Here is a 21,143-nt window from a genome sequence, read left to right as displayed (position 1 = left end):
TCCCCTCAGCGCGCCGGCGGCACCCAGTGCTCCCAGGCGCCGATGTCGCGGTAGCCCAGGTGCCGGTACACGCGGAGGCCCGCCGGGGTGGACTGGAGCACCGTCGCGGCGCACCCGCGCTTGCGCGCCTCGGCGATGATGCCCCGCATCACCGCGGACGCGAGCCCCAGCCCCCGGGCCTCCGGGTGGGTGGCCACCAGGTACACGCCCGCCGTGTCCGCCACGTCCACCGCCAGCCCGCAGGACAGCGCCCGGCCGTGCTCGCGCGCCACCACGGTGTGCACCGGCAGGCGGGGCGGCCGCTGCCACACGGAGAGGATGTCCCGCCACTCGGCGCCGTAGGTCTGGACGTTGAGCTCCACCAGGTCGTTCAGGTCCTCCACGGGCTCCACCGGCACGCCGGGCGCCGCGTCCGGCAGCTCCTCCAGCCAGGCCCCCATGGCCACCACGGTGAAGTCCGGCCGGTAGCCCGCGGCGCCCAGCACCCGCGCCGCGTCCCGCTGCCCCGGCGTCAGGGTGACGCGCCAGCGCGGCAGCCCGTGCCCCCGGTAGAAGTCCGCGACGGCGGGCAGCGCCCGGGCCAGCGCGTCCGCGTCCGTGAAGAGGACCTGCTGGAAGTGCGCGTCCTGGTAGCGGGGGAGCGCGAACGCGTCCACGCCGGGCAGCCGCAGGTGGCGCAGCGGGCCGCGCTCGGCCTGCAGCCGCTTGAAGGCGATGAGGTTGGTGCGCAGTCGCTGGGTGAGCTCGGCGTCCGTCATGCGGGCCGCCAGCCTAGGCACGGGGACGACGGGCAAAGAACAGCCCCGGAGGAAAGGACGCGCACACCGTGCGCCAGGGGGTTAGGTTTCACTCCCTTTCCGCCCGCCACCATGACCCCGCGCTTCTTCTCGTTCGATCCACGTCCCACCCGAATCGCCCTCATCGTGGGCGCGTGCCTCCTGGCGGTCCTCACCGCCTGGGCCCTGGCGGACTACCGGGGCGGAGGGGGGCTGGTCGCCATGGCGCGCGCCGGCCTCAGCGCGGGCCTGATGCTGGCCTTCCTCGTCTCCATCCACCGCCTGCGCCCCCGCGCGGGGTGGGGCGTCACCCTGGACGCCGCGGGCGTGCGGGTGGCCCGCCCCTTCAGCGGCCAGCCGCTGGAGCTGCACTGGGGGCAGATTGATTCCGTGCGCCAGGTCGGCCGCAAGGGGAGCGTGCTGGGCCTGTTCCTCAAGGAGGAGGGAAGGGTGCTCGTCACGCGACATCTTTTCGCCCGCAGGGCTGTTTATGAAGAGCTGATCGCGGCGCTGGAGGACCGCCTCCCGCCCTCGCGTTTCGATGCCTGATTCATGAATCTTTCCGCAGCCTTGCGTGGGCTCCCGGAGCTTGTCCGGGATGCCCGGTGGTGGTAGGCACAACGGGCTTGAGCCCTGTCGCAACGGCAGCCTTTCCCAAGGACACGCTTCACATGGAAAAGACCCCCGCTACCGGTGTCGCGCCGGCCGCGCCGCCCGCCGATTATGGGACGGACGCCATCACCAAGCTCGAAGGGCTGGAGGCCGTCCGCAAGCGCCCCGGCATGTACATCGGCGACACGATGACCTACGGGCTCCACAAGCTCGTGTACGAGGTCGTCGACAACTCCGTGGACGAGGCCCTCGCCGGCCACTGCACGGACATCGACGTGGTCATCCACGTGGATGGCTCGCTCAGCGTCCAGGACAACGGCCGCGGCATCCCCGTGGGCCCGCACCCCGACCCCAAGTTCAAGGGCAAGGACACGCTGGAGGTCGTGCTCACGGAGCTGCACGCCGGCAGCAAGTTCGGCAACGGCGCGTACAAGGTGTCCGGCGGCCTGCACGGCGTGGGCGTCACCTGCGTGAACTTCCTGTCGGAGTGGTTCAAGGTCCGCGTCCAGCGCGACGGCAAGGTCTACGAGCAGGCCTACGCGCGCGGCGTGTCCAACGGCCCCCCGCAGGAGACGGGCACCACGGACAAGCGCGGCACGTTGATCCACTTCAAGCCGGACCCCACGGTCATGGAGACGGTGGACTTCAACTTCGAGACGCTCAGCCAGCGCCTGCGCGAGCTCGCGTTCCTCAACGCGGGGCTGCGCATCACCATCCGCGACGAGCGCACCCAGAAGGAGCACGACTTCAAGTTCGACGGCGGCATCTCCTCCTTCGTGGAGTACCTCAACAAGGCGAAGGAGGCGCTGCACGACAAGCCCGTCTACATCAAGTCGGAGCGCGAGGGCGTGTCGCTGGAGATCGCCATGCAGTGGAACGATGGCTACGACGAGCGCATCTTCACCTTCGCCAACAACATCAACACCCACGAGGGTGGCAGCCACCTGTCCGGCTTCAAGGCCGCGCTCACGCGCACGCTCAACAGCTACGCGGAGCGGGGCGGGCTCTGGAAGGACCTGAAGGAGACGCCCGCGGGCGAGGACGCGCGTGAGGGCCTGTCCGCGGTCATCTCCGTGAAGCTCTCCAACCCCCAGTTCGAGGGCCAGACGAAGACGAAGCTGGGCAACAGCGAGGTGAAGGGCCTGGTCGAGCAGATGGTGAACGACCAGCTCGCCACCTTCCTCGAGGAGAACCCGCCGCTCGCCAAGAAGGTCGTGGCGAAGATTGGCGACGCGTGCCGCGCCCGCCTCGCCGCGCGCAAGGCGCGTGAGACGGTGCGCCGCAAGGGCGTGCTGGACGGCGGCGGCCTGCCCGGAAAGCTCGCGGACTGTCAGAGCCGCGACCCGCACGAGAGCGAGCTCTACATCGTGGAGGGTGACTCCGCGGGTGGCTCCGCGAAGCAGGGCCGGGACCGGCGCAACCAGGCCATCCTCCCGCTGCGCGGAAAGATCCTGAACGTGGAGAAGGCGCGCTTCGAGAAGATGCTGACCAGCGCGGAGATCGTCACGCTCATCACCGCGCTGGGCACGGGCATCGGGGCGGAGGACTACGACCCGGAGAAGGCGCGCTACCACCGCATCATCCTGATGACGGACGCGGACGTGGACGGCAGCCACATCCGCACGCTGCTGCTCACGTTCTTCTACCGGCAGATGCGCGAGCTCATCGACCGGGGCTTCGTCTACATCGCGCAGCCGCCGCTCTACAAGGTCACGCGCAACAAGAAGGACACCTACGTCAAGGACGAGCGCGCGCTGAACGAGTACCTGCTGCGCATCGCCGCGGAGCACTGCCGGGTGAAGACGCCCACGGGCGAGCTGGGCGGCGCGGAGCTCAAGGCGCTGCTGGAGAAGGTCATCACCTACGAGGAGCGCCTGGAGAAGCAGGCCAAGCGCCGCGACGCGCGCATCGTGGACGCGCTGGCGCAGGCCACAAACCTCCGCGCGGAGCTGCTCGCGGACGGGGCGGCGGTGGAGGCGGAGCTCGCGTCCATGCGCGAGTACTGCCAGCGGCGCATGCCGGAGGTGGTGGGCCGGCTGTCCACGCGCCTGGAGCAGGACGCGGAGCAGCAGGAGTCCCAGCGGCTGGTGGTGACGACGGACGTGAACGGCTCCATGCGCGAGTCCGTCTTCGACCAGGCCTACCTGTCCTCGCCGGAGTACCTGGAGCTCGTCGCCCTGCGCGAGGCGTTCCACTCGCTGGGCAAGGCGCCCTACCGCGTCCAGGTGGACGCGGGCGAGGTCACGGCGTTCTCCGTGCAGGAGGTGCTGGCCGCCGTCCGCAAGGACGCGCAGAAGGGCCTGGGCCTGCAGCGCTACAAGGGGCTGGGCGAGATGAACCCGGAGCAGCTCTGGGAGACGACCATGGACCCCAGCCGCCGCACGCTGCTCCAGGTGCGGGTGGAGGACATGGTGGAGAGCGACGAGATCTTCTCCCTGCTCATGGGCGAGGCGGTGGAGCCCCGCCGCGAGTTCATCGAGCGCAACGCGCTGGACGTGCAGAACCTGGACATCTGAGGTCCCGCGCCGCGCGCGGCGCCCTGAAGCACCAGGCCGTCACTCGCCGGGCCCCGGGACGGAAAGACCCGTGGGCCCGGTGCCGTTTCCCGGCTCCGCGCCCACGTGCCCTTCCCATCCTTGTCGAGCCGGGCCGCGGAAGCGAAGCGTGGCGGCCCCCGTGAGCCCTTACGGAAGGAACCTGGAGAGGAGTGACCAGCGCGAGGACGCCCCCGCGCGCATGTTCAGGAGGGCGGTGACGCCGATGACGCCCGCCATGGCGGCGATGTTCGCGATGCCGCCCACGTCCAGCGCCCGCATCGTCCGCGCGGCCTTCTCCGGCGTGCGCGCGGTGGGCGTCAGGCCTGTCTCCACGGGCACGGCGCCCCCGGGGGCCTGCTTCGCCAGGAGGGCCCCGCCGACGATGTTGGCCGCGCCCAGCGCCACGGTGGCGCCGAGCAGCACGTCCTTCGCGAGGACCAGCCCGCGCGTGGTGCGGTCGAGCTCCCGGCCCGTCAGCCGCGAGCGGCCCACCAGCCAGGTGAGGGCCGCCAGGCCGACGGACGCGGCGTTGACGATGTTGAAGCCGTTCCAGGCGGCGTTCACCACCTGTCCGCGCTCGGTCTGGGAGCCAAGCACCTTCACCGCGGGGTTGAGCGCCACCTTGCCGAAGAGCGAACCACCGAAGCCGGCGGCGAGCCCCAGGTCGTGCAGGACCAGGCCGGCCGAGGACAGGACGGGCATCATGGGCGGACTCCTGTGGAGAAGAAGTGGATGTCCGTGAGGGTAGCCACGGGCCGGGGGCGCGGGAGCAGCGCGTCAGGGCGAGACCGGGAGTGGAGCCACGGCTCGCCTGCCGGCCGTCCTCGCCGGGCGGGGGCCCGGCTGCCCGGCCGTTACCGCTCGGAGCTCCGGGCGCCGCGCAGCGCCTCCGCGCGCTCCTTGCGGGACATGTTCGTCACGTCGACGATGTCGAAATCGAGCGCGCCCTGGTTGTCCCCCAGTTGCAGGTCGGGGAAGACGCAGCGCAGGTCCTGCACGCCGGACACCTGGTAGCGCTTGCCCGTCTCGAAGAGGCGGTGCGTGCTGCGCACGGACTCGGCCTTGGGGCCCTTCTCCACGCACAGCACGGTGTGCACGCGGCCATTGGCGCCGGAGCGCACCTCCGCGAAGTCGTCGCGCACGGTGAAGGCGTAGGTGGACTTGGGGTTGAGGCCGCGCAGCAGCATCTGGTGCTGGGGCTTCACCTGCACGGCGTTCTTGTCCGCCTCGAACAGCACCGAGCGGGGCGGGACGTACGCGGACTGCCGCAGGTGCACGCGCACGGCGCCGCGGTTGTCCTCGGGGCCGGTGTCATCCAGCGCGAAGAAGTGGAGCTTCTTCGCGCCCTTGAGGGTGCGAGGCGCGCCGCTGACGAAGCCCACGGCGCTGTCCGCGGGCACGTCGCCCTCCGCGTAGTAGACGAGCGTGCCGGACGCGGTGCCGTCGCCGCTCGCGAACGCCGCGCTGCCCTCGGTCCACACGGAGTAGGCCACCGAGGGCGACACGTCGATGGTGGCCGTCGGGTACTCCAGCAGCGGCAGCGCGTTGTACATGGGCCGCAGCACCAGCAGGCGGGTGGGGTAGTCCACGCGCCGCATCTCTCGGTCCGGGTCGTTGGCCAGCGCGTCCTCGCCCGTCGCGGTCCCGGCGGAGGCCAGGCCGCCGTCCGCCTCCGGGGCGGTGCCCGCGTCCTCGGCGGGGCCACCCGCGGCGGCGACCGCGCCGGCGGTGCCCGCGTCCTGGGACGGGGCGCCCGCGTCGAGCGCGGTGGCGGTGGGGATCTCCGACGCCATCTGCGTGGTGCCGGGCGCCACCTCCAGCTCCGCCTTGAGGTGGACCTCCTGCTGGTTGGGGGTGAAGCGCCGGGTCCAGGCGCGGTAGCCCGGCCGGGTGATGACGATGGTGTGGGGCGTCCGTTGATCCGCGCCGATGACGCGGCTGGGGGTGGTCCCCACCGGCCGGCCGTTGACGACGATGGAGGCCCCTTCCGGCTTGGAGGTGAGCCACAGGACGACGGGCTCGCCGGTGCCCTCGGGGACCTCCGGTGGGGACATGAAGTGGAGCAGCAGCCCCAGGACGGCGAGCACGGCGGTGACGCCGAACACGGCGATGCTCAGCTGGCGCACCTGCTTCACGCGCTTGCGCTCGTGCTCGGCGGCCTCGGCGGCCAGCTTGTCGCGCGCGTCGTCCGCGGTGGTGCGGACCCGGGGGGCCTCCCTCTCCACGGGCTCCGGCGGCTCCGGCGCGATGGCCGTCTCCACCGGGGTGTCATGCGGCGCGGCCAGCGTGGGCAGCGCCGGGGGCATCGCGGTGGGCTCGATGCCGCCGTCGGTGTCCGGCTCGGGCGGGAGCTCGGGCGGCAGGGGGCGGCGGCCGGCGCCGGTCGTCTCCCGGGGGCCCCCCGTCGTCACGCGGCGCGCGCCGGTGCTGGTGTTGCGACGCACGGCGGTGGCCTGGGTGGACGAGCGGCGCGGGGCGCCGTCGGTCGAGGGCCGCAGGGCGGGCGTGCTGCCGGTGACGCGCACGCCGGGGCTGGAGGGGCGCACGCCGGGGCTGGAGGGCCGGCCGTTGCTGGACGGCCGGCCGTTGCTGGACGGCAGCCGCGCGCGGCCCTGCGAGGGCTCCGAGCCCGGCGTCTGCCACGCGGCCAGCTGCTCCTTGAAGCCGGGCGCCAGCTCCACCTTGCGTCCCTCGGCGGCCAGCTCCTCCGCGAAGAGGTACGTCATGAGCTGGCTGAGCATCGCGGGCGTGAAGCGGGGCGTGTCCCGGTAGAGCAGCTCCACCGCGGACTCGCTCAGGTCCTTCGCCGTCTGGTAGCGCGCGTCGCGGTCCACCGCCATCGCGTGCGCGACGATGCTCTCCAGGTCCTCGCCGATGGCCGGGTTGATGGCGGACGGGGGCAGGCAGTCGCCGGTGATGATGCGGGGCAGCACGGTGACGAACTCGCCCTCGAAGGGGCGCCGGCCGCAGAGCATCTCGTAGAGGACGACGCCCGCCGCGTACACGTCCGTGCGCGCGTCCAGGTCCTGCCGCCCCTGCGCCTGCTCCGCGGAGAAGTACGGGTACTTGCCCTTGAGCGTGCCCGGAGACGTCTTGGCCTCCACCGCGCTCGTGGCCTTGGCGATGCCGAAGTCGATGACCTTGACCTCGCCCTCGTAGGAGATGAGGACGTTGTCCGGGGACACGTCGCGGTGGACCAGGCCCAGCAGCTGGCCATCCTCGCCCACGTGGCGGTGCGCGTAGTCCAGGCCCTCGCACAGCTTGCTGACGATGTGCAGCGCCAGCGGCTGGGGGAAGAACCCGATGCCCGCGCGCGAGGCGCGGCGCAGCACCTTCGACAGGGGCTGGCCGTGCACCAGCTCCATGGCGATGAAGTACTGCCCGTCCACCTCACCGAAGTCGAAGATCTGCGCGATGTTCCCGTGCGTCAGGCCCGCCACGAGGCGCGCCTCGCTGATGAACATCTCCACGAAGTCGTGGTCGTCCACGAAGTGCGGGAGGATCTGCTTGATGACGCAAGGCTTGGTGACGCCCATCGCGCCCGTCATGCGCGCGCGGTAGGTGACCGCCATGCCTCCCGCGGCAAGCTTGGAGACCAGGACGTACTTGCCGAATGGCTGGAGACTGGGTTCTGCCACGAGCGGGGAGGCGAGGCCGGGATTGGGAAGGCCCAGCATACTCTCCTTCCATTGAAAGTCCCGGGCGCGCTCGCATGGCATGCGAAGATTTCGCTCCGGGTGCTGACCGGATGCCGCGAGCCTCCCCATGGGTCGGAACCACCCTCGGCGGTGACGCGACGTTCCAGGGTGGGCGGGGGAGGGCCGTGAGGCGGACTGTTGCGCCGGTTCACACTTCTTCACGCTGCTTCGTTCAGCGCTTCCCGGGGGCGGGGTTATCACCTGCGCCGTTCCGGGCCTCGGTCCGGGGTGGGGGTGGTGGAAGGCCGCTCCTGGGAAGCGAGACGACGGCCATGGGGCATGGGCGCCCGGTGTGGAGTGCGCGGGCCACCTGCGTGGTGGTGCTGGGGTGGCTGCTGGCCTCGGGGGCCGCGCGGGCGCAGGACGGCGGCTGGAGGTCCGCGTTCGACCTGCTGGCGAGCGGTCCCGAGCTGGGCGGCAGCGACATCCCCCGGGACACGCCGTCGCGCCGGGGCTCGGACGCGGCGGTGGTGCCGCCGGAGGTGATGGCCCGGGTGCTGACGGAGGAGGGCCCCAGGCCGGTGCCCACGGCGTCCGCGGCGGAGGCGGGGCCGGTGGTGGCGCCGGAGGCCCCGGCGGAGCCGCAGGGCGCGCTGGACGGGGGCCGGGTGTCGGAGCCCCAGGCGCGCCTGGGGGAGGACGCGCCGCGGCCACCCTTCAAGCCGCTGCCGGTGGCGGTGGCGGTGGCGCCGGGGCTGCTCCTGCACGGGCTGGGGGCGTGGACGGCGGGGGACGCGGCGACGGCGAGGGGCCTGTTCGCGGCGGAGGCGACGGGGCTGGGCCTCGTCGCCGCGGGGCTGGTGCCCATCGCGCTGACGGGCGCGTCGCGCAAGACCATCGGGCCGCTGTACGCGGTGACGCTGACGGGGGCGGGGGTGTTCTCGCTGTCGATGCTGGCGAACCTGTACGCGGTGACGTCGCCGGCGTTCGACCCGGGGCGCGTGCCGGACACGCTGCCGCCGCTGGAGCTCGACCTGGGCTATCAGTACGTGAACGACGCGACGGCGGACTCCCGGAACTTCTTCGCGCTGGGCGCGGTGGCGCGGCTGTCGGCGGTGCGGCTGGAGGCGTCCGCGCGGCTGGCGCCGGACGAGGGCAACACGCTGATCCGCGCGGGCGCGGCGTACCGGCTGTGGGGCGCGCCGGAGCGGATGCTGGGGCTGGGGGACGGGACGTCGCTGGATGTGGAGGGCTTCGCGACGTACCACCGCTACCCGACGGAGGGCTTCACGCTGGGCGGCGGGGAGGTGGCGCTCAGGGGCCGCTACGCGCTGGCGCGCTTCGGGCCGCGCTTCGCGGGGGCGTTCGTGGAGGGCGGCCTGGGGGTGTCCGCGCAGGCGTACAGCTACCCGGGGCGCGTGGACGACGACAACCTGTACGGCCAGCTGCTCTACACGTTCGGCTACGGCGTATGGCTGGGGCGGGGCGGGCCGCTGAGGGGCGAGGCGGTGCTCTTCTACGACCACCGCAAGGACGGGCTGGTGGGCGGGGTGCGAGGCCGGGGCGGCGGCATGGTGGGGTCGTTCGGCTTGAAGGGGCGCGTGCTGGTGACGGAGCGCTGGGGCGTGGCGGCGGAGGCGCAGGCGGGCGGAGCGTTGATGGGGCGGCTGTCGCTGGTGTACGCGGTGGGAGGTGACACGTGAGCGGGACGCGTGAGGACGCGGTGGGCGCGCGGGAGGCGGCGCGGCTTCGCGGGGGAGCCGTCACCCCGGGCGCGCGTTCCCAGCATGGCCTTCGGGCCCTGGGCGCGGTGGGCCTGACGGCGGCGCTGCTGACGGCGGGCTGCATGCGCCCCGGCGAGGACCGCGCGGTGCGCGACACGCGCGTGGGACAGGCGGAAGGAGCCGCGCTGACGGTGGAGGTGGAGGGCGGGCTCGCGTCGGTGCGGACGCTGGCGTCGGGGACGCTGGAGCTGTGGGGGCAGGCGCCGGCGTTCACCACGCGCGTCACCGCCGCCTCGGACGCGCGGACGGACTGGCTGTTCACGGTGCACAACGCGATGCCGGACGCGGCGCTGGAGGCCGTGGACGCGGCGGGCGCGCCGCTGGAGGTGGAGGCGCTGCCGGACGCGCACCCGACGGTGAAGGTGTGGCGCGTGGCCCTGCGGCCGGGGGCGGCGGCGCGGCTGACGGTGGCGCCGCCGGACTGGGACGCGCGGGAGCCGTTCCGGTTCGCGGCGCTGGCGGACGTGCAGGAGGCGCTGTCGAAGGTGGGGGACATCTACGCGCGGCTGAACCAGGACCCCACGCTGCGCTTCATCTTCTTCGCGGGGGACCTGACGGAGTACGGGACGCGCGAGCAGTTGGAGGAGTTCCAGCGGCGGCTGGAGGCGGACTCGCGCATCCCGCTGTTCGCGACGCTGGGCAACCACGAGACCTTCACGGACGACGCGCGCGAGTACCAGCGGCTGGTGGGCCGGGGCAGCCAGCACTTCGTCTTCCGGGGCGTGCACTTCAGCCTGGTGGACTCCGGCAGCAGCACGGTGGATCCGCTGGTGGAGGAGGCGCTGGACGGCTGGCTGGAGGAGGCGCGCGACGCGGTGCACGTGGTGGCGATGCACATCCCCCCGTTGGATCCGATTGGCGTCCGGGGCGGAGGCTTCGCGGTGCGCAACGAGGCGGCGGGGCTGGTGGGGAAGCTGGCGCGGGCGGGGGTGGACCTGACGCTCTACGGCCACATCCACAGCTACTATTCGTTCTCGAACGCGGGCATCCCGGCGTTCATCTCGGGAGGGGGCGGGGCGATTCCGGAGCGCTTCGACGGGGTGGGCCGGCACTTCCTGGCGGTGGACGTGGATCCATCGGCGGGGGTGCGGGAGGTGGGGCTGGTGCGGGTGGATTGATCAGCACGGGCCTTGACGAAGCGCGCGGGGCCGACTTTCCGGCCCGCGAGAAGACCCCCTTGAAAGGACACTGAACATCTGGGCAGATAGGCGCCGTTCACCGCCTTGTGAGGAGGCCTGCCCATGTTCGAAACCCCCGAGAACGATTCCATCTCCCCCGCGCTGCGCGCGCTGCTCGAGCTGTTCGCCACGGACCTGGCGGACGTGAAGTTCCCGGACGTGGACACGGCGGTGCTGGGCGAGGCCGCGGCGCACGTGCGGGAGAAGGCGGAGGCGGTGGCCCGGGCGCAGGCGGCGCTGGACGCGGCGAGGCAGGCGCTGAACGAGAGCCAGGAGTCGCTCTTGCAGAAGGGGCAGCGCGCGCTGGCGTACGCGAAGGTGTTCGCGGAGGACGACGCGGAGCTGGGCGGGAAGCTGGAGGCCATCCACCTGCCGCGCCCGGTGCGCAAGGGCGGCCAGGCCCCGGGGGAGCCGGTGGGCGCGGCGCAGGGCAGCGAGGAGAACGCCCCGCGCCGCCGCGGCCGCCCCCCCAAGCTGCGCCCGGTGGCCAACCTCTTCACGGACGGCGGCAACGGCGCGGACGGCGCGCAGGACGAGGCCGCCGCGAGCCTCCAGTCCTAAGCCCGCGCAAGAGAAGACCGCGTGCCCCCGTACGGCGCTGCCGGGAGCACGCGGTCATGTTCACCGAAGGGCTAGTTCTTCGGGAACGAGGTCCAGCCGGCAAGCCAGTTGGTGGTGCCCACCGCGCCGACGAAGCGCGCGCTGGTGTCGAAGCCCGCGCCCGGGGTGGCCGCGTTGTCCGGGTTCAGCGCCGGAGAGCCCGCCGCCGGGGTGAAGTCCGGGGCGTCCAGGTTCGTCGCCGCCGTCAGCTGCGCGTCCACGACCTTGTTGTTCAGGCCCACGGCCAGCACCTTCTCCGCCTCCACGAACTTGCTCACGTCCGGATCCGTCACGTTGCCCGCCGCGTCCTTCTTGGGGTTCGGCGCGTTCGGGATGGACGCCGTGTCACCCTTGTTGCTCCAGAAGAACGTGTTCTGGATTGAGAGCTCCGGCGTGGCCGCGTTCCACAGCGCCGCGGAGGCCGTGCCGTCCACGTCGACCGCCAGGTCCGCGAAGTTCGCCACGATGACGTTGCGCAGCAGGCCGCCCGCGCCCGTGTTGAACACCAGGCCCTCCTGCGCCGGCGTCGTGCCCGCCGCGCGGCCCGAGCCGATGAACGTCGCGTTCCAGATCTCCGGCACCGTGTGCGGCTGCGCGGCGTTGTCGTTCTTGTTGCCGGAGGCCTCGATGCCGCGGTTGCCCACGGTGGCGTTCTGCTGCACCACCAGGAACTGCACCTTGCCGCGCCAGCCCAGGTCGTAGTCCAGGCCGTCGTCGTCCGGCTGGGTGATGACGATGTGCTTCAGGTTCGCCGTGCCGCCGAACATCTCCACGCCGTCGTCGGCGCCCTTGTGCACCTGCACGTAGTCGATGTCCGTCGCGCTGCCGCACGCGCCCGTCGTCAGGCCGTTGAGCTCGTTGTCCTCGGCCAGCTCGTAGCCCGCGAACTCGATGCGCGCGTACTTCAGCTTGCCGCAGTCGTGCGCGTCATCTCCGCCGCCGTACTTCGTGCGCGTGTCACCGCTGGTGGCGAAGAAGCCCTCGATGGTGTTCTCGCCGCCGGCCACGTTGATGGTCGCCTTGCCCAGCAGCACCACGCCGCCCCAGTCACCGGCCGCGCGCGTGCCCGCCGCCTGCGCGCTGGTGAAGACGATGGGCTTCTCCGCCGTGCCCACCGCGTTGATCTTCGCTTCGCGGGTGATGACCAGCGCGCTGCCCTGCTCGCCCTTGACGGTGACGCCCGGCTCGATGGTGAGCGTGCCGCTCTCCACGAAGACGTAGTCCTTCAGGGTGTACGTCGTGCCCGCCTTCCAGGTCGTGTCGCCCTTGATGCTGCCGGACACGTCCTGCTCGGTGGCCTGCGGATCACCGCCGTCCGGGTTGCCGTTGTTGGGCTTGTCGTCGTCACCGCAGCCGGCGAGCAGCGCCAGGCTGGAGAGCGTGAGGACGGAGGCAAAGAGGTTCTTCATGGTGGATGCGTCCTTTCAGGGGAATGGAGGGGAGCTACAGGGCCCAGCCGAGCGCCGCGGTGAACGCCACGCCGGGCTTGTACGTCTGCACCGTCACGTCCCCCTGGCGGAGGGTGACGGACGCGTTGAGGAGGTTCGCGGCGGTCAGCTTCAGCTGCGTCGCGCCGAGCTTCTGGGTGAGGGTGAGGTCCACGCGGTGGAAGGGCCGCTCGTAGACGTCCGGCAGCCCCTGCACGCCGACCTCGCTGATGCGCTGGCCGTACACGTTGTAGAGCACGGCCACCTCGGTGCCGCTCTCCGGCCGCTCGTAGCCCACGTTCACGTTGACCACGTAGGGGGACTGGCCCTGGAGCGGGCGGTCCTTGTTCGTCTGCGCGCCCAGGGCGCCTTCACCCAGGTCCACCTTGGACTGGATGAGCGTCAGGTTCGCGCCCACGCGCACCGGGCGCAGCGAGGGGCTGAGGCGCGCCAGCGACGCGCGCGCCTCCAGCTCCACGCCGTAGCTGTCCGCGCCGGCGGCGTTCTCGAAGCCCAGGTCGCCCGAGTCCGGGTTGCGGATGACGCGCTCGATGGGGTTCTGGAAGCGCTTGTAGAAGGCGCTCGCGGCCACGACCTCGTTCTCGCCCACGAACCACTCGGCGCGCAGGTCGACGTTGTGGATGCGCGTCTCCAGCAGGTCCGGATTGCCGGACACGTTCCGGCGGCGCACGAAGTCGAAGAAGATGAAGGGCGCCAACTCGCGGAAGGTGGGCCGCGCCAGCGTGTAGCTGTAGCCCGCGCGCAGGTTCACCTCCGGGGACAGGGCGTAGGTCGCGTTGAGCGACGGCAGCACGTCCAGGTAGTGCTGATCCGCGCCGCTGTTGTCGCTCTCCACGCCGGTGAACGGGTCCTTGAGCCGCAGCTGCTGCGAGGACGCCTCCACGCGCACGCCGCCCACCAGGCGCAGCGGCTCCACGGGCTTGTAGTCCGCGGACACGTAGCCGGCGTAGATGCCCAGGAAGGCGTTGTAGGCGTCATCCGCGCGCGTCGTCTCGCGCACGGTGATGGCGGTGCCCACGTTCTCCGGCGAGAAGAGCTGCTCGGGGGACTGGGTGCGGTCCACCGGCTCCTCGGTGAGCAGGTAGCGGAAGCGGCGCGCGTTGAAGTCGCGGAAGGACACCTGGGTGAGGCCGCCCACCTTCACGCGCAGGTCGGAGGTGAAGGGCAGGGTGAGGTTGAGGCTGCCGCCGGTGGACGTCTCGCCCAGCTCCGCGAAGAATCGCTCGCCGCTGTTGGGCTGGTTGGGGAAGGACAGCTGCGCGTCCGGGTTGCTCAGGCTGGCGCTGTAGAGCGTGTCGCGCGTGTCCGGCTCGTCGCGGTCCACGCGGGAGACGTTGGCCTGCCAGTCCACCTCCGAGTCGCCCAGGAGGCCCAGGCGGTGGAAGCCGCGCAGCTGCGTGAAGGACAGCGCGCGGGTGATGAACTGGAGGCGGGTGCTGGCGTAGGTGTCCCCGCGCACGTTGTTGTTGCCGTTGGCGGTGTACGTGCGGGTGTCGGTGCCGCGCGTGTAGAGGCTGAAGAGGGTCAGCTCGTTGTCGCGGTCGAACTGGTAGCCCACGCTGGCCAGGCCGCTGAGGTTCGCGGTGGAGAAGCCCTGCGTGGTGCGCGCCACATCCTGGGAGATGAGGCCGCCGGACTCGTCGCGGGCGGCGCGGGCGAAGTCCCCCGTCTGCACGCCGTCGCGGTGGCCGTAGTTGACGGTGGCCAGGTAGCCCAGGCGCTGGTTGCCGAAGCGCAGCGTGTCCCCCAGGGACGCGCCCAGGCCCAGGTTGGGGGCGGCGCGCGTGGTGCGCTTCTCCCAGACGTTGCTGAAGCTCTCCCACTGGCTCTCCAACTGCTGCGCCGTCTCGCCGCCCGCGCCCAGGCGGTGGTCGCGCGGGAGCGCGGACGGCAGGTCGCGGTCGGAGGAGGCGAAGCCCAGCGTCTCGCCGAAGCCGCCCTGCGCCTGCGAGTTGCGCTCGCGGAAGGTGGTGACGGTGTCGCCGCCCAGGGTGAGGCGCGGCTTGAACTCGAACTGGGACGGGTAGGTGTTGGTCTCGATGAGGAGCGTGCCGCCGCCGAAGGTGCCCGGCAGGTCCGGCGTGTAGCTCTTCACCACGTTGAGGTTCGCGAGCAGGCTGGTGGGGAACAGGTCCAGCGGCACGCTGGGCTCGTCCGGCTCCGGGCTGGGCAGGAGCGCGCCGTTGAGCAGCGTGGTGGCGTAGCGGCCGCCCAGGCCGCGCAGCAGCACGTAGCGGCCGTCCACCACGGTGGCGCTGACCACGCGCTTCACCGCGTCACCGGCGCTGGAGTCTGGCGTGCGGGCGATCTCCTGCGCGCTGATGGCGTCGGAGACGGCGGCGGCCTTCTTGCGGTCCTGGAGCAGGGCGCCCTCCGCGCGGCGGTCGGAGCGGGCCTCGACGACGACCTCCTGCACCGCGCCCACGTCCGCGCTGAGCGCGACGTCCAGCTCCGTGGCCTTGCCCTGCGTGACGACGACGCCCGTGATGCGGCGGCCCTGGTACACGTCGTAGAAGGCGCGCAGGTCGTACTTGCCCGGCGGCAGCGCCAGCCGGTAGTGGCCGTCCAGGTCGGTGAGGGCCTGCTTGTCGGCGCCCGTCACGACCTTCACGGTGGCCTCGATGAGCCCTTCACCGTTGGCCTCGTCCGTCAGCCGGCCGTAGATGCCTGTGAAGCCCGGGGGCGGCGTGGCGGACCCGGCCAGGGACTCGTCGTCCATGGCGGCCTCGTCGGCGGCCGTGGCCTCCGACGGCGTGGCGCCATCGGCCGGAGCGGGCTGCGCGGCGGTCGCATCCGCAGGCTGCGCGGCGGTCGCATCCGCAGGCTGCGCGGCGGTCGCATCCGCAGGCTGCGCGGCGGTCGGATCCGCTGGCCGCGCGGCGGCGGGGATGGAGTCCTGGGGCAGCGGGTTCGCGGCGCTGCCGGGCTGCGTGCCCTGCGACGGCGCGGGGCTGGTGGGCAGCGCGCCGTCCGGCTGCGACGGCGCGGCAGGGGCGGGCACGGTGCCCGGCGGAGGGGGAAGCTCGCCGGCGGGCTGCTGGCCGGGAGACGCGGAAGGCGAAGGCGCGGCGGGCGCGGTGGGCTCCGCGCCGGGCGCCTGCGCGAAGGCAGGCAGGGTGATGAGCACGAGTGACGCCACGAAGGCGCGCACGAAGCTTGTACGAGACAACACGGCTCTCCTTGCCGACAGCGACGCGCACTCAACGCGACGCCCGTGGCATTGGGATGAAGGGTTTGTGACGTCTGCGGCGGCGGCGGGAAAACTCGGCGTCACGAACCGCGCGCGGCCTCACGCCGCGCGCGGGACGGCCAGGGGTCAGTCCGCCAGTCGCTCCGGCAGCACGGCGACGGTGATGTTCCCGCCCCGCGCCAAGTCCAGCACTTCCATGGCACTTCCGTACGGCACCGCGTCGCCCGCGTCGAAGAAGACGATCTTGTCCGCGCGCGCGTTCAGCATCCGTTGCAGGCGCGCCACCACCTGGTCACGGGGCACTTCCTCGTGGTTGATGCGCAGCGTGCCGGTCTTGTCCACCGTGAGGACCACCGGCGGCTTCGCGTCCGGAGACGGAGGCGTGGCCTCCTCCTGCTTGTCCGGCTTCGCGGGCACGTTCATCCACAGGTTCTTGGTCATCAGCGGCGTGACGACCATGAAGATGATGAGGAGGACGAGCACCACGTCCACCAGGGGCGTCACGTTCATCGTGGGGCGGACGCCGCCGCCCTTGCTGCCACCGACGTCGAAAGCCATGGCGCGTGCCTCCCCTTCAGTCCTTCTTCCGGTCGATGACCTGCAGGCTGATGCCCGGGAACCCGATGTCCTGCATCGCCTTGAACACGCCGCGCACCTGCGCGTACGCCACGCCCTTGTCCGCCTTGAGCACCACGGGCGCGTCCGGCTTCGCCTCGTGCAGCGCCTTCAGCGCCTCCACCAGCGCGTCCCGCTCCAACTGCTTGCGGTCCAGGTAGAACGCCCCGTTGGCCGCCAGGCTCACCGTGGTGGGCTCCAGGTTCTTGTTCTCCGGGTCCGGGTTCATCGCCGCGGGCAGCTCCACCGCGGCGCCGGCCTCCAGCTGCGGCGTGACGACCATGAAGATGATGAGGAGGACGAGCACCACGTCCACCAGGGGCGTCACGTTCATCTCGGGGGTGAGGCTCTTACGCGTGGCCGACATCGCCCGCCTCGGTCCGCGTGGAGACGACCTCCGAGCCCGACGCGTGCGCGGCGCCGTGGGCCACCGCGCGCTTCTCGCCGCTCATGTCCTCCAGGTAGTCCATGAACTCGCTGCGGGCCTGCTCCAGGGAGAGCAGCAGCGCGTCCGCGCGGGTGGACAGGAAGTTGAACATCAGCACCGCGGGGATGGCGACCAGCAGGCCCAGCGCCGTGACGACGAGCGCCTCCGCGATGCCGGCGGACACCGCGCCCAGGCCGCCGGAGCCCTCCTTCGCGATGCCGGCGAAGGCCTCGATGATGCCCACCACCGTGCCGAGCAGCCCGACGAACGGCGCCACCGAGCCCACCGTGGCCAGCACCGACATGCCCCGGCGCACGTCCGCGGTGATGCGCTCGTTGATGCGCACCAGGTCGCGCCGCGTGAGCTCCACCGCGCCCAGCTTCCCGGCCGGAGCGCGGGACCTGGCGAGGAACGTCTTCATGCCGCCGCCCAGCATCATCGCCAGGTGGCTGCTCTTGCTGCCGTCCGCCTCCTTCACCAGCGCGTCGTGCTGCTGCTGCGCGAGCAGCGGACCGGCGCGGCCGGCGAACGCGCGGGACGCGGCGCGCGAGCGGAAGAAGACGAACAGGCGCTCGAAGAAGACCGCCAGCGACGCGACCGCGAAGGCGACCAGCGTCCAGGCGATGCACAGGGCGAAGACGCCCATGTGCGCGTAGATTTCCTTGAGATTGAAGTTCATGGCGGTGGCTCTCCGAAGGGGGAGGAAGGCGTCAGGACTTGAGGCGGAACGGGACCTTGAAGATGCGGAAGACGGCGGTGGGCTGACCGGAGACGATGGCGGGCTTGAAGCGCCACGTGCGCACGGCGGCCAGCGCGGCGCTGGCGAAGGGCTCGTCGCCGCGCATCACCTTCAGGCCGGTGACGCGGCCGTCGACCTCGACGACGCCCTTGAGGATGACCAGCCCCTCCAGGCCCTTGGAGCGGGCGTCGGCGGGGTACTCGGGGATGAGGTTCGACGTCAGCGGCTCCGGCGGCGTCCCCGTCTCCGGGAGGTTGATGGGCTGCGCGCGGCCACCGCCAATGGCCATGCCCTCGCCGCTGCCGGTGCCACCCACCACCCCGCCCGGGACGAGCGTGCCCGTGCCGCCGACGGCCATGGGCGCCGCGGCGACCACTTCCTTCTCAGCCTCGGGCGGCTTCTCGAGCGGCACCGCGTCCGGCGCCTTCAGCGGCGCGGGAGCGACGGTGGGGACCGCGGGCGGGGGCGCGGCCTTGGCCACCGGAGGCGCGGCGCGAGGCGGCGGCTTCGCGACCGGCGGTGGCGGCGGTGGCGGCTTCACCTCCACGACGGGAGGCGGCGGCGGAGGCGGCGGGGGACGGAAGACGACGTCCACCTTCTTCTCCTGGATGACCTCCTTGACCGTGTTGGCCGCGGTCATCGCCGCCACGGCGATGAGTCCGAAGACGGCGACCGACGCGGTGGTGGAGAGGGCGAACCGCCGGGCCGCAGGCGCGCTGGAGGCGCTGTCGAACGTTTCGAACATGGCGGGGCTGCATATAGCGACGCCATGTGTCACGAAGGTTCTGGCTCCGTGACACTTTGCCCCCGGCTGTGTCTCGATTGAGTTACGGACCGTGAGGAATCAGGAAGCCCCGCGGCAGCTTCGTCACGGACTTGTCGGAAATAACCGCCGTGGGCGTTCCGTGACGTTGCGTCTGCCACAGCAGCGCGATCAGCAGCGCCGAGTAGGCCACGGCGAACGGCCGGAGGAGCAGCACGCGCCGGGCGAGCTCCGGGCCCAGCACCGCGTCCGACACGGCCACGCCGATGAGGGCCACGCACGCCACGCACGCCTGGCCCAGGCGCGAGCGGCCCTCCAGCGCCGCGCGGATCACCGGCCAGGCGAGCAGGTAGTTCGCGCGCCACGCCAACGGTGACAGGAGGGTGACGCCCAGGCAGCAGAGCGCGAGCAGCTCCACCGGGCCGGGGCGCGCCCACGCGAGCGCGCCGACGAACAGCGCCAGCGCCACGGCCTGGGCCACGGTCATCGCGCCAGGAGGCGGCAGCGACTCCGGCGGCAGCACCAGCGACAGCAGCAGCGTGGGCAGGCCCTGCGGGTTGTGGCCCAGCGCCCACGGCGGCGTGGTGCGCGCCAGGGTCTCCGTCCAGTCACGCAGCTGTGACAGGGTGCCCGCCCAGCCGTAGCGGCCCAGGGTGGGCAGCACCAGCAGGACGCCGAAGAGGGCGGTGGTCCCCACCACGCGCCAGTGACGGCGCCCCAGGAAGAACAGCCCCGCGAGCGCGGCCGGCGGCTTGAGCAGGCACGCGACGGCGAAGGCCGCGCCAGGGCCCCACGCGCGGCCCCGCTCCGCGCCCACGGCCGCGAGCACCAGCAGCCACAGCAGCACGGCGTCCACCTGGCCGTAGAAGATCTCGAAGGAGAACGCGGGCAGCAGCGCGGCGGTGGCGAGCACCGGCGCCCACGGCCACGGCGTCGCCTCCCCCGCCTCCGGGGCCGCGCGGCGCGTGAGCACGGACACGGCGCCGAGCGCGAGCACGGAGCCCAGGTTCCACAGCGCCACGGCCGCGCGCGGCGGCACGGCGGTGAAGGGCAGGAACAGGGGCGCGGTGACGGGCGCGTACTTGAACGGCATGGTGCCGTCCTCGGCGCGGTAGAGGTCGGTGCCCTCGCGGAAGCGCTCGGCGGCGGTGAGGTAGACGCGGAAGTCCGCGCCGCGCCGGGGGTGCTGCCCCACCGCCACGGCCGCCACGGCGAGCACCAGCAGCAGCGCCCACTCCACCTTCAGGGAGGCGCGTTGGCGGGGGGGCTCAGCGGTGCTCATTCACGGCCAGGGACACGGTGGGGCGCGCACCATTTCACGCGGGGGCGCCCCGCCGCAATCACAGGCCGTAGGCTTCCAGGAGCCGCAGCCACACCTCGCTCACGGTGGGATACGACGGCACCGCGTGCCAGAGCGTGTCCAGCGGCACCTCGCCCGCGACGGCGATGGTGGCCGCGTGGAGCATCTCGCCCACGCCCGGCCCGGTGAACGTCGCGCCCACGACGACCCGGCGCTTCTCGTCCACCACCAGCTTGGCCGTGCCCTGGAGGTCCTTGCCCATGACGGACGCGCCGGCCACGTTGCCCAGCGCGTACTGCACGGTCTTCACCGGCACGCCCGCCTCGCGCGCCTTGTCCTCGGTGAGGCCCACGCTGCCCACCTGCGGGTGCGTGAAGATGACCTGCGGCGTGGCCTTCGCGTCCGCCCACGCCTTCACGGGCCTGCCCAGGAGGACGTCGCCCAGCAGGCGCGCCTGGTACTTGCCCATGTGCGTGAGCAGGTTGCGGCCGTTCGCGTCGCCGCAGGCGTACAGCCAGCCGCCGTCCACGCCCGTCGCGCGGAGCTGATCATCCACCTCGATGGACGCGCCCGGCTTGAGCCCCACCGTGTCCACGCCCAGGTCGTCCGTGCGCGCGGTGCGGCCCATGGCGACGAGCAGCGCGTCCGCGCGCAGCGTGTCCCCGCCGGTCAGCGTGAGGGTGTACTCGCCCTGCGCGCCGGAGCGCTGCACCTTGGTGGCCTGCGTCTCCAGCAGCACCCGCACGCCGGAGTCGCGCAGCGCCTGGGCCACCTGCTCGCCCACGAAGGGCTCGAAGCGCTTCAGCAAGCGCGGCCCGCGCTGCACCAGCGTGACCTCCGAGCCCAGCTCGCGCCACGCCTGCGCCAGCTCCACCGCCTCCACGCCGCCGCCCAGCACCACCAGCCGGCCCGGCACGGCCTTGGCGCCGGTGCCCTCGCGGTTGTCCCACGGCTTGGATTCCTTCAGGCCCGGGATGTCCGGCAGGCGGGGCTTGCTGCCGGTGGCGACGACGACGGCCTTCTTCGCCTCCAGCTCGCGCGCCTTCCCGTCCTTGCCCGTCACGGTCACCTTGCGCGGGCCGGTGAGCCGGCCGTGGCCGCGCACCACGGTGAGCTTCGCGCCCTCGGCCCACTTCACCTGGGACCTGTCGTCGTAGCCGGACACCATCTGGTCGCGGTGCTTGAGCACGGCGTCCGCCTTGAGCGGCCCCTGGATGAGCTCGCGCACGCCGGGCGTGTGCTTCGCGAGCCACAGCGTCTCGCTGGGATGCAGCAGCGCCTTGCTGGGCATGCAGGCCCAGTAGGAACACTCGCCGCCCAGGAGCTCGTGCTCCACCAGCGCGACCTTCAGGCCCCCCGCCGCCGCACGCGCGCCCGCGTTCTCGCCCGCGGGACCCGCCCCAATCACCACCACGTCGAAAGTCTCGGCCATGAACCCCTCCCGCCCCCTGCTTGCCCCGGGAAGGCCGCCCCGCCAATCCGACTGGCGCCGCGCGTCGGATGGTGGATGGAGCGGCTGGTCACCAGAGGACAGCG

Annotated in this window: 16 protein-coding genes; 5 read left to right on the top strand and 11 right to left on the bottom strand. The window is 72.4% G+C overall.

Annotated features, from left to right (window positions below):
- Positions 1-5: 5 nt before the first annotated feature.
- Positions 6-758: a GNAT family N-acetyltransferase gene (locus tag U8525_RS25285; RefSeq protein WP_374268882.1), complete on the bottom strand. Its 753-nt coding sequence runs from the start codon at positions 756-758 to the stop codon at positions 6-8.
- A gap of 111 nt (positions 759-869) precedes the next feature.
- Here U8525_RS25285 and U8525_RS25280 point away from each other — a divergent pair, with 111 nt between their 5' ends.
- The gene (locus U8525_RS25280) at positions 870-1,325 is read left to right on the top strand and encodes a hypothetical protein (protein WP_374268881.1); all 456 of its coding nucleotides are present in this window, start codon (positions 870-872) and stop codon (positions 1,323-1,325) included.
- 122 nt (positions 1,326-1,447) lie between these two features.
- Entirely contained in the window at positions 1,448-3,904 is a 2,457-nt protein-coding gene (gene gyrB / locus U8525_RS25275; RefSeq protein ID WP_374268880.1) for a DNA topoisomerase (ATP-hydrolyzing) subunit B, read from the top strand.
- Between the two features lie 168 nt (positions 3,905-4,072).
- Here gyrB and U8525_RS25270 read toward each other — a convergent pair whose 3' ends face one another.
- Positions 4,073-4,630: a hypothetical protein gene (locus U8525_RS25270; RefSeq protein WP_374268879.1), complete on the bottom strand. Its 558-nt coding sequence runs from the start codon at positions 4,628-4,630 to the stop codon at positions 4,073-4,075.
- A gap of 149 nt (positions 4,631-4,779) precedes the next feature.
- A complete protein-coding gene (locus U8525_RS25265) occupies positions 4,780-7,497 on the bottom strand; it encodes a protein kinase (RefSeq protein WP_374268878.1) in 2,718 nt (905 codons plus the stop codon).
- 398 nt (positions 7,498-7,895) lie between these two features.
- Here U8525_RS25265 and U8525_RS25260 point away from each other — a divergent pair, with 398 nt between their 5' ends.
- From U8525_RS25260 to U8525_RS25250, 3 genes are all read left to right on the top strand, one after another.
- Entirely contained in the window at positions 7,896-9,266 is a 1,371-nt protein-coding gene (locus U8525_RS25260; protein ID WP_374268877.1) for a hypothetical protein, read from the top strand.
- A gap of 143 nt (positions 9,267-9,409) precedes the next feature.
- A complete protein-coding gene (locus U8525_RS25255) occupies positions 9,410-10,465 on the top strand; it encodes a metallophosphoesterase (protein ID WP_374268918.1) in 1,056 nt (351 codons plus the stop codon).
- 123 nt (positions 10,466-10,588) lie between these two features.
- Complete coding sequence (locus U8525_RS25250) at positions 10,589-11,086, top strand: hypothetical protein (protein ID WP_374268876.1); 498 nt, start codon at positions 10,589-10,591, stop codon at positions 11,084-11,086.
- A 71-nt stretch (positions 11,087-11,157) separates the two neighbouring features.
- Here the strand turns inward: U8525_RS25250 and U8525_RS25245 are convergent, their stop codons facing one another.
- The 8 genes from U8525_RS25245 to U8525_RS25210 form a co-directional block, all read right to left on the bottom strand.
- Positions 11,158-12,534 (bottom strand): hypothetical protein, encoded by a 1,377-nt coding sequence (locus U8525_RS25245; protein ID WP_374268875.1) that lies wholly within the window; start codon positions 12,532-12,534, stop codon positions 11,158-11,160.
- 34 nt (positions 12,535-12,568) lie between these two features.
- On the bottom strand, positions 12,569-15,745 hold the full coding sequence (locus U8525_RS25240; protein WP_374268874.1) for a TonB-dependent receptor domain-containing protein: 3,177 nt from the start codon (positions 15,743-15,745) through the stop codon (positions 12,569-12,571).
- Between the two features lie 144 nt (positions 15,746-15,889).
- Positions 15,890-16,321 carry an ExbD/TolR family protein gene (locus U8525_RS25235; RefSeq protein WP_374268873.1) on the bottom strand — a complete coding sequence of 144 codons (432 nt, stop codon included), beginning with the start codon at positions 16,319-16,321 and terminating at the stop codon, positions 15,890-15,892.
- A 16-nt stretch (positions 16,322-16,337) separates the two neighbouring features.
- Complete coding sequence (locus tag U8525_RS25230; RefSeq protein WP_374268872.1) at positions 16,338-16,745, bottom strand: ExbD/TolR family protein; 408 nt, start codon at positions 16,743-16,745, stop codon at positions 16,338-16,340.
- Positions 16,729-17,484, bottom strand: coding sequence for a MotA/TolQ/ExbB proton channel family protein (locus U8525_RS25225; protein WP_374268871.1), 756 nt, complete (start codon positions 17,482-17,484; stop codon positions 16,729-16,731). Before U8525_RS25225 ends, U8525_RS25230 begins: the two co-directional genes overlap by 17 nt.
- A gap of 31 nt (positions 17,485-17,515) precedes the next feature.
- A complete protein-coding gene (locus U8525_RS25220; protein WP_374268870.1) occupies positions 17,516-18,289 on the bottom strand; it encodes an energy transducer TonB in 774 nt (257 codons plus the stop codon).
- A gap of 82 nt (positions 18,290-18,371) precedes the next feature.
- Complete coding sequence (locus U8525_RS25215; protein ID WP_374268869.1) at positions 18,372-19,589, bottom strand: glycosyltransferase family 87 protein; 1,218 nt, start codon at positions 19,587-19,589, stop codon at positions 18,372-18,374.
- 58 nt (positions 19,590-19,647) lie between these two features.
- Positions 19,648-21,039: an NAD(P)/FAD-dependent oxidoreductase gene (locus U8525_RS25210; RefSeq protein WP_374268868.1), complete on the bottom strand. Its 1,392-nt coding sequence runs from the start codon at positions 21,037-21,039 to the stop codon at positions 19,648-19,650.
- Between the last annotated feature and the right edge of the window lie 104 nt (positions 21,040-21,143).

Source organism: Corallococcus sp. RDP092CA (assembly GCF_041903675.1).
In the GTDB taxonomy this organism is placed as follows: domain Bacteria; phylum Myxococcota; class Myxococcia; order Myxococcales; family Myxococcaceae; genus Corallococcus.
This window is presented reverse-complemented; position numbering and strand designations above follow the sequence as displayed.

Excerpts from the sequence above, each read along its gene's own strand:
- U8525_RS25220 (WP_374268870.1), bottom strand. The coding sequence starts at position 18,289 with ATGTTCGAAACGTTCGACAGCGCCTCCAGCGCGCCTGCGGCCCGGCGG.
- U8525_RS25260 (WP_374268877.1), top strand. The coding sequence starts at position 7,896 with ATGGGGCATGGGCGCCCGGTGTGGAGTGCGCGGGCCACCTGCGTGGTG.
- gyrB (WP_374268880.1), top strand. The coding sequence starts at position 1,448 with ATGGAAAAGACCCCCGCTACCGGTGTCGCGCCGGCCGCGCCGCCCGCC.
- U8525_RS25280 (WP_374268881.1), top strand. The coding sequence starts at position 870 with ATGACCCCGCGCTTCTTCTCGTTCGATCCACGTCCCACCCGAATCGCC.
- U8525_RS25265 (WP_374268878.1), bottom strand. The coding sequence starts at position 7,497 with ATGGCGGTCACCTACCGCGCGCGCATGACGGGCGCGATGGGCGTCACC.
- U8525_RS25210 (WP_374268868.1), bottom strand. The coding sequence starts at position 21,039 with ATGGCCGAGACTTTCGACGTGGTGGTGATTGGGGCGGGTCCCGCGGGC.
- U8525_RS25235 (WP_374268873.1), bottom strand. The coding sequence starts at position 16,321 with ATGGCTTTCGACGTCGGTGGCAGCAAGGGCGGCGGCGTCCGCCCCACG.
- U8525_RS25270 (WP_374268879.1), bottom strand. The coding sequence starts at position 4,630 with ATGATGCCCGTCCTGTCCTCGGCCGGCCTGGTCCTGCACGACCTGGGG.
- U8525_RS25285 (WP_374268882.1), bottom strand. The coding sequence starts at position 758 with ATGACGGACGCCGAGCTCACCCAGCGACTGCGCACCAACCTCATCGCC.
- U8525_RS25215 (WP_374268869.1), bottom strand. The coding sequence starts at position 19,589 with ATGAGCACCGCTGAGCCCCCCCGCCAACGCGCCTCCCTGAAGGTGGAG.
- U8525_RS25250 (WP_374268876.1), top strand. The coding sequence starts at position 10,589 with ATGTTCGAAACCCCCGAGAACGATTCCATCTCCCCCGCGCTGCGCGCG.
- U8525_RS25245 (WP_374268875.1), bottom strand. The coding sequence starts at position 12,534 with ATGAAGAACCTCTTTGCCTCCGTCCTCACGCTCTCCAGCCTGGCGCTG.
- U8525_RS25230 (WP_374268872.1), bottom strand. The coding sequence starts at position 16,745 with ATGTCGGCCACGCGTAAGAGCCTCACCCCCGAGATGAACGTGACGCCC.
- U8525_RS25255 (WP_374268918.1), top strand. The coding sequence starts at position 9,410 with ATGCGCCCCGGCGAGGACCGCGCGGTGCGCGACACGCGCGTGGGACAG.
- U8525_RS25225 (WP_374268871.1), bottom strand. The coding sequence starts at position 17,484 with ATGAACTTCAATCTCAAGGAAATCTACGCGCACATGGGCGTCTTCGCC.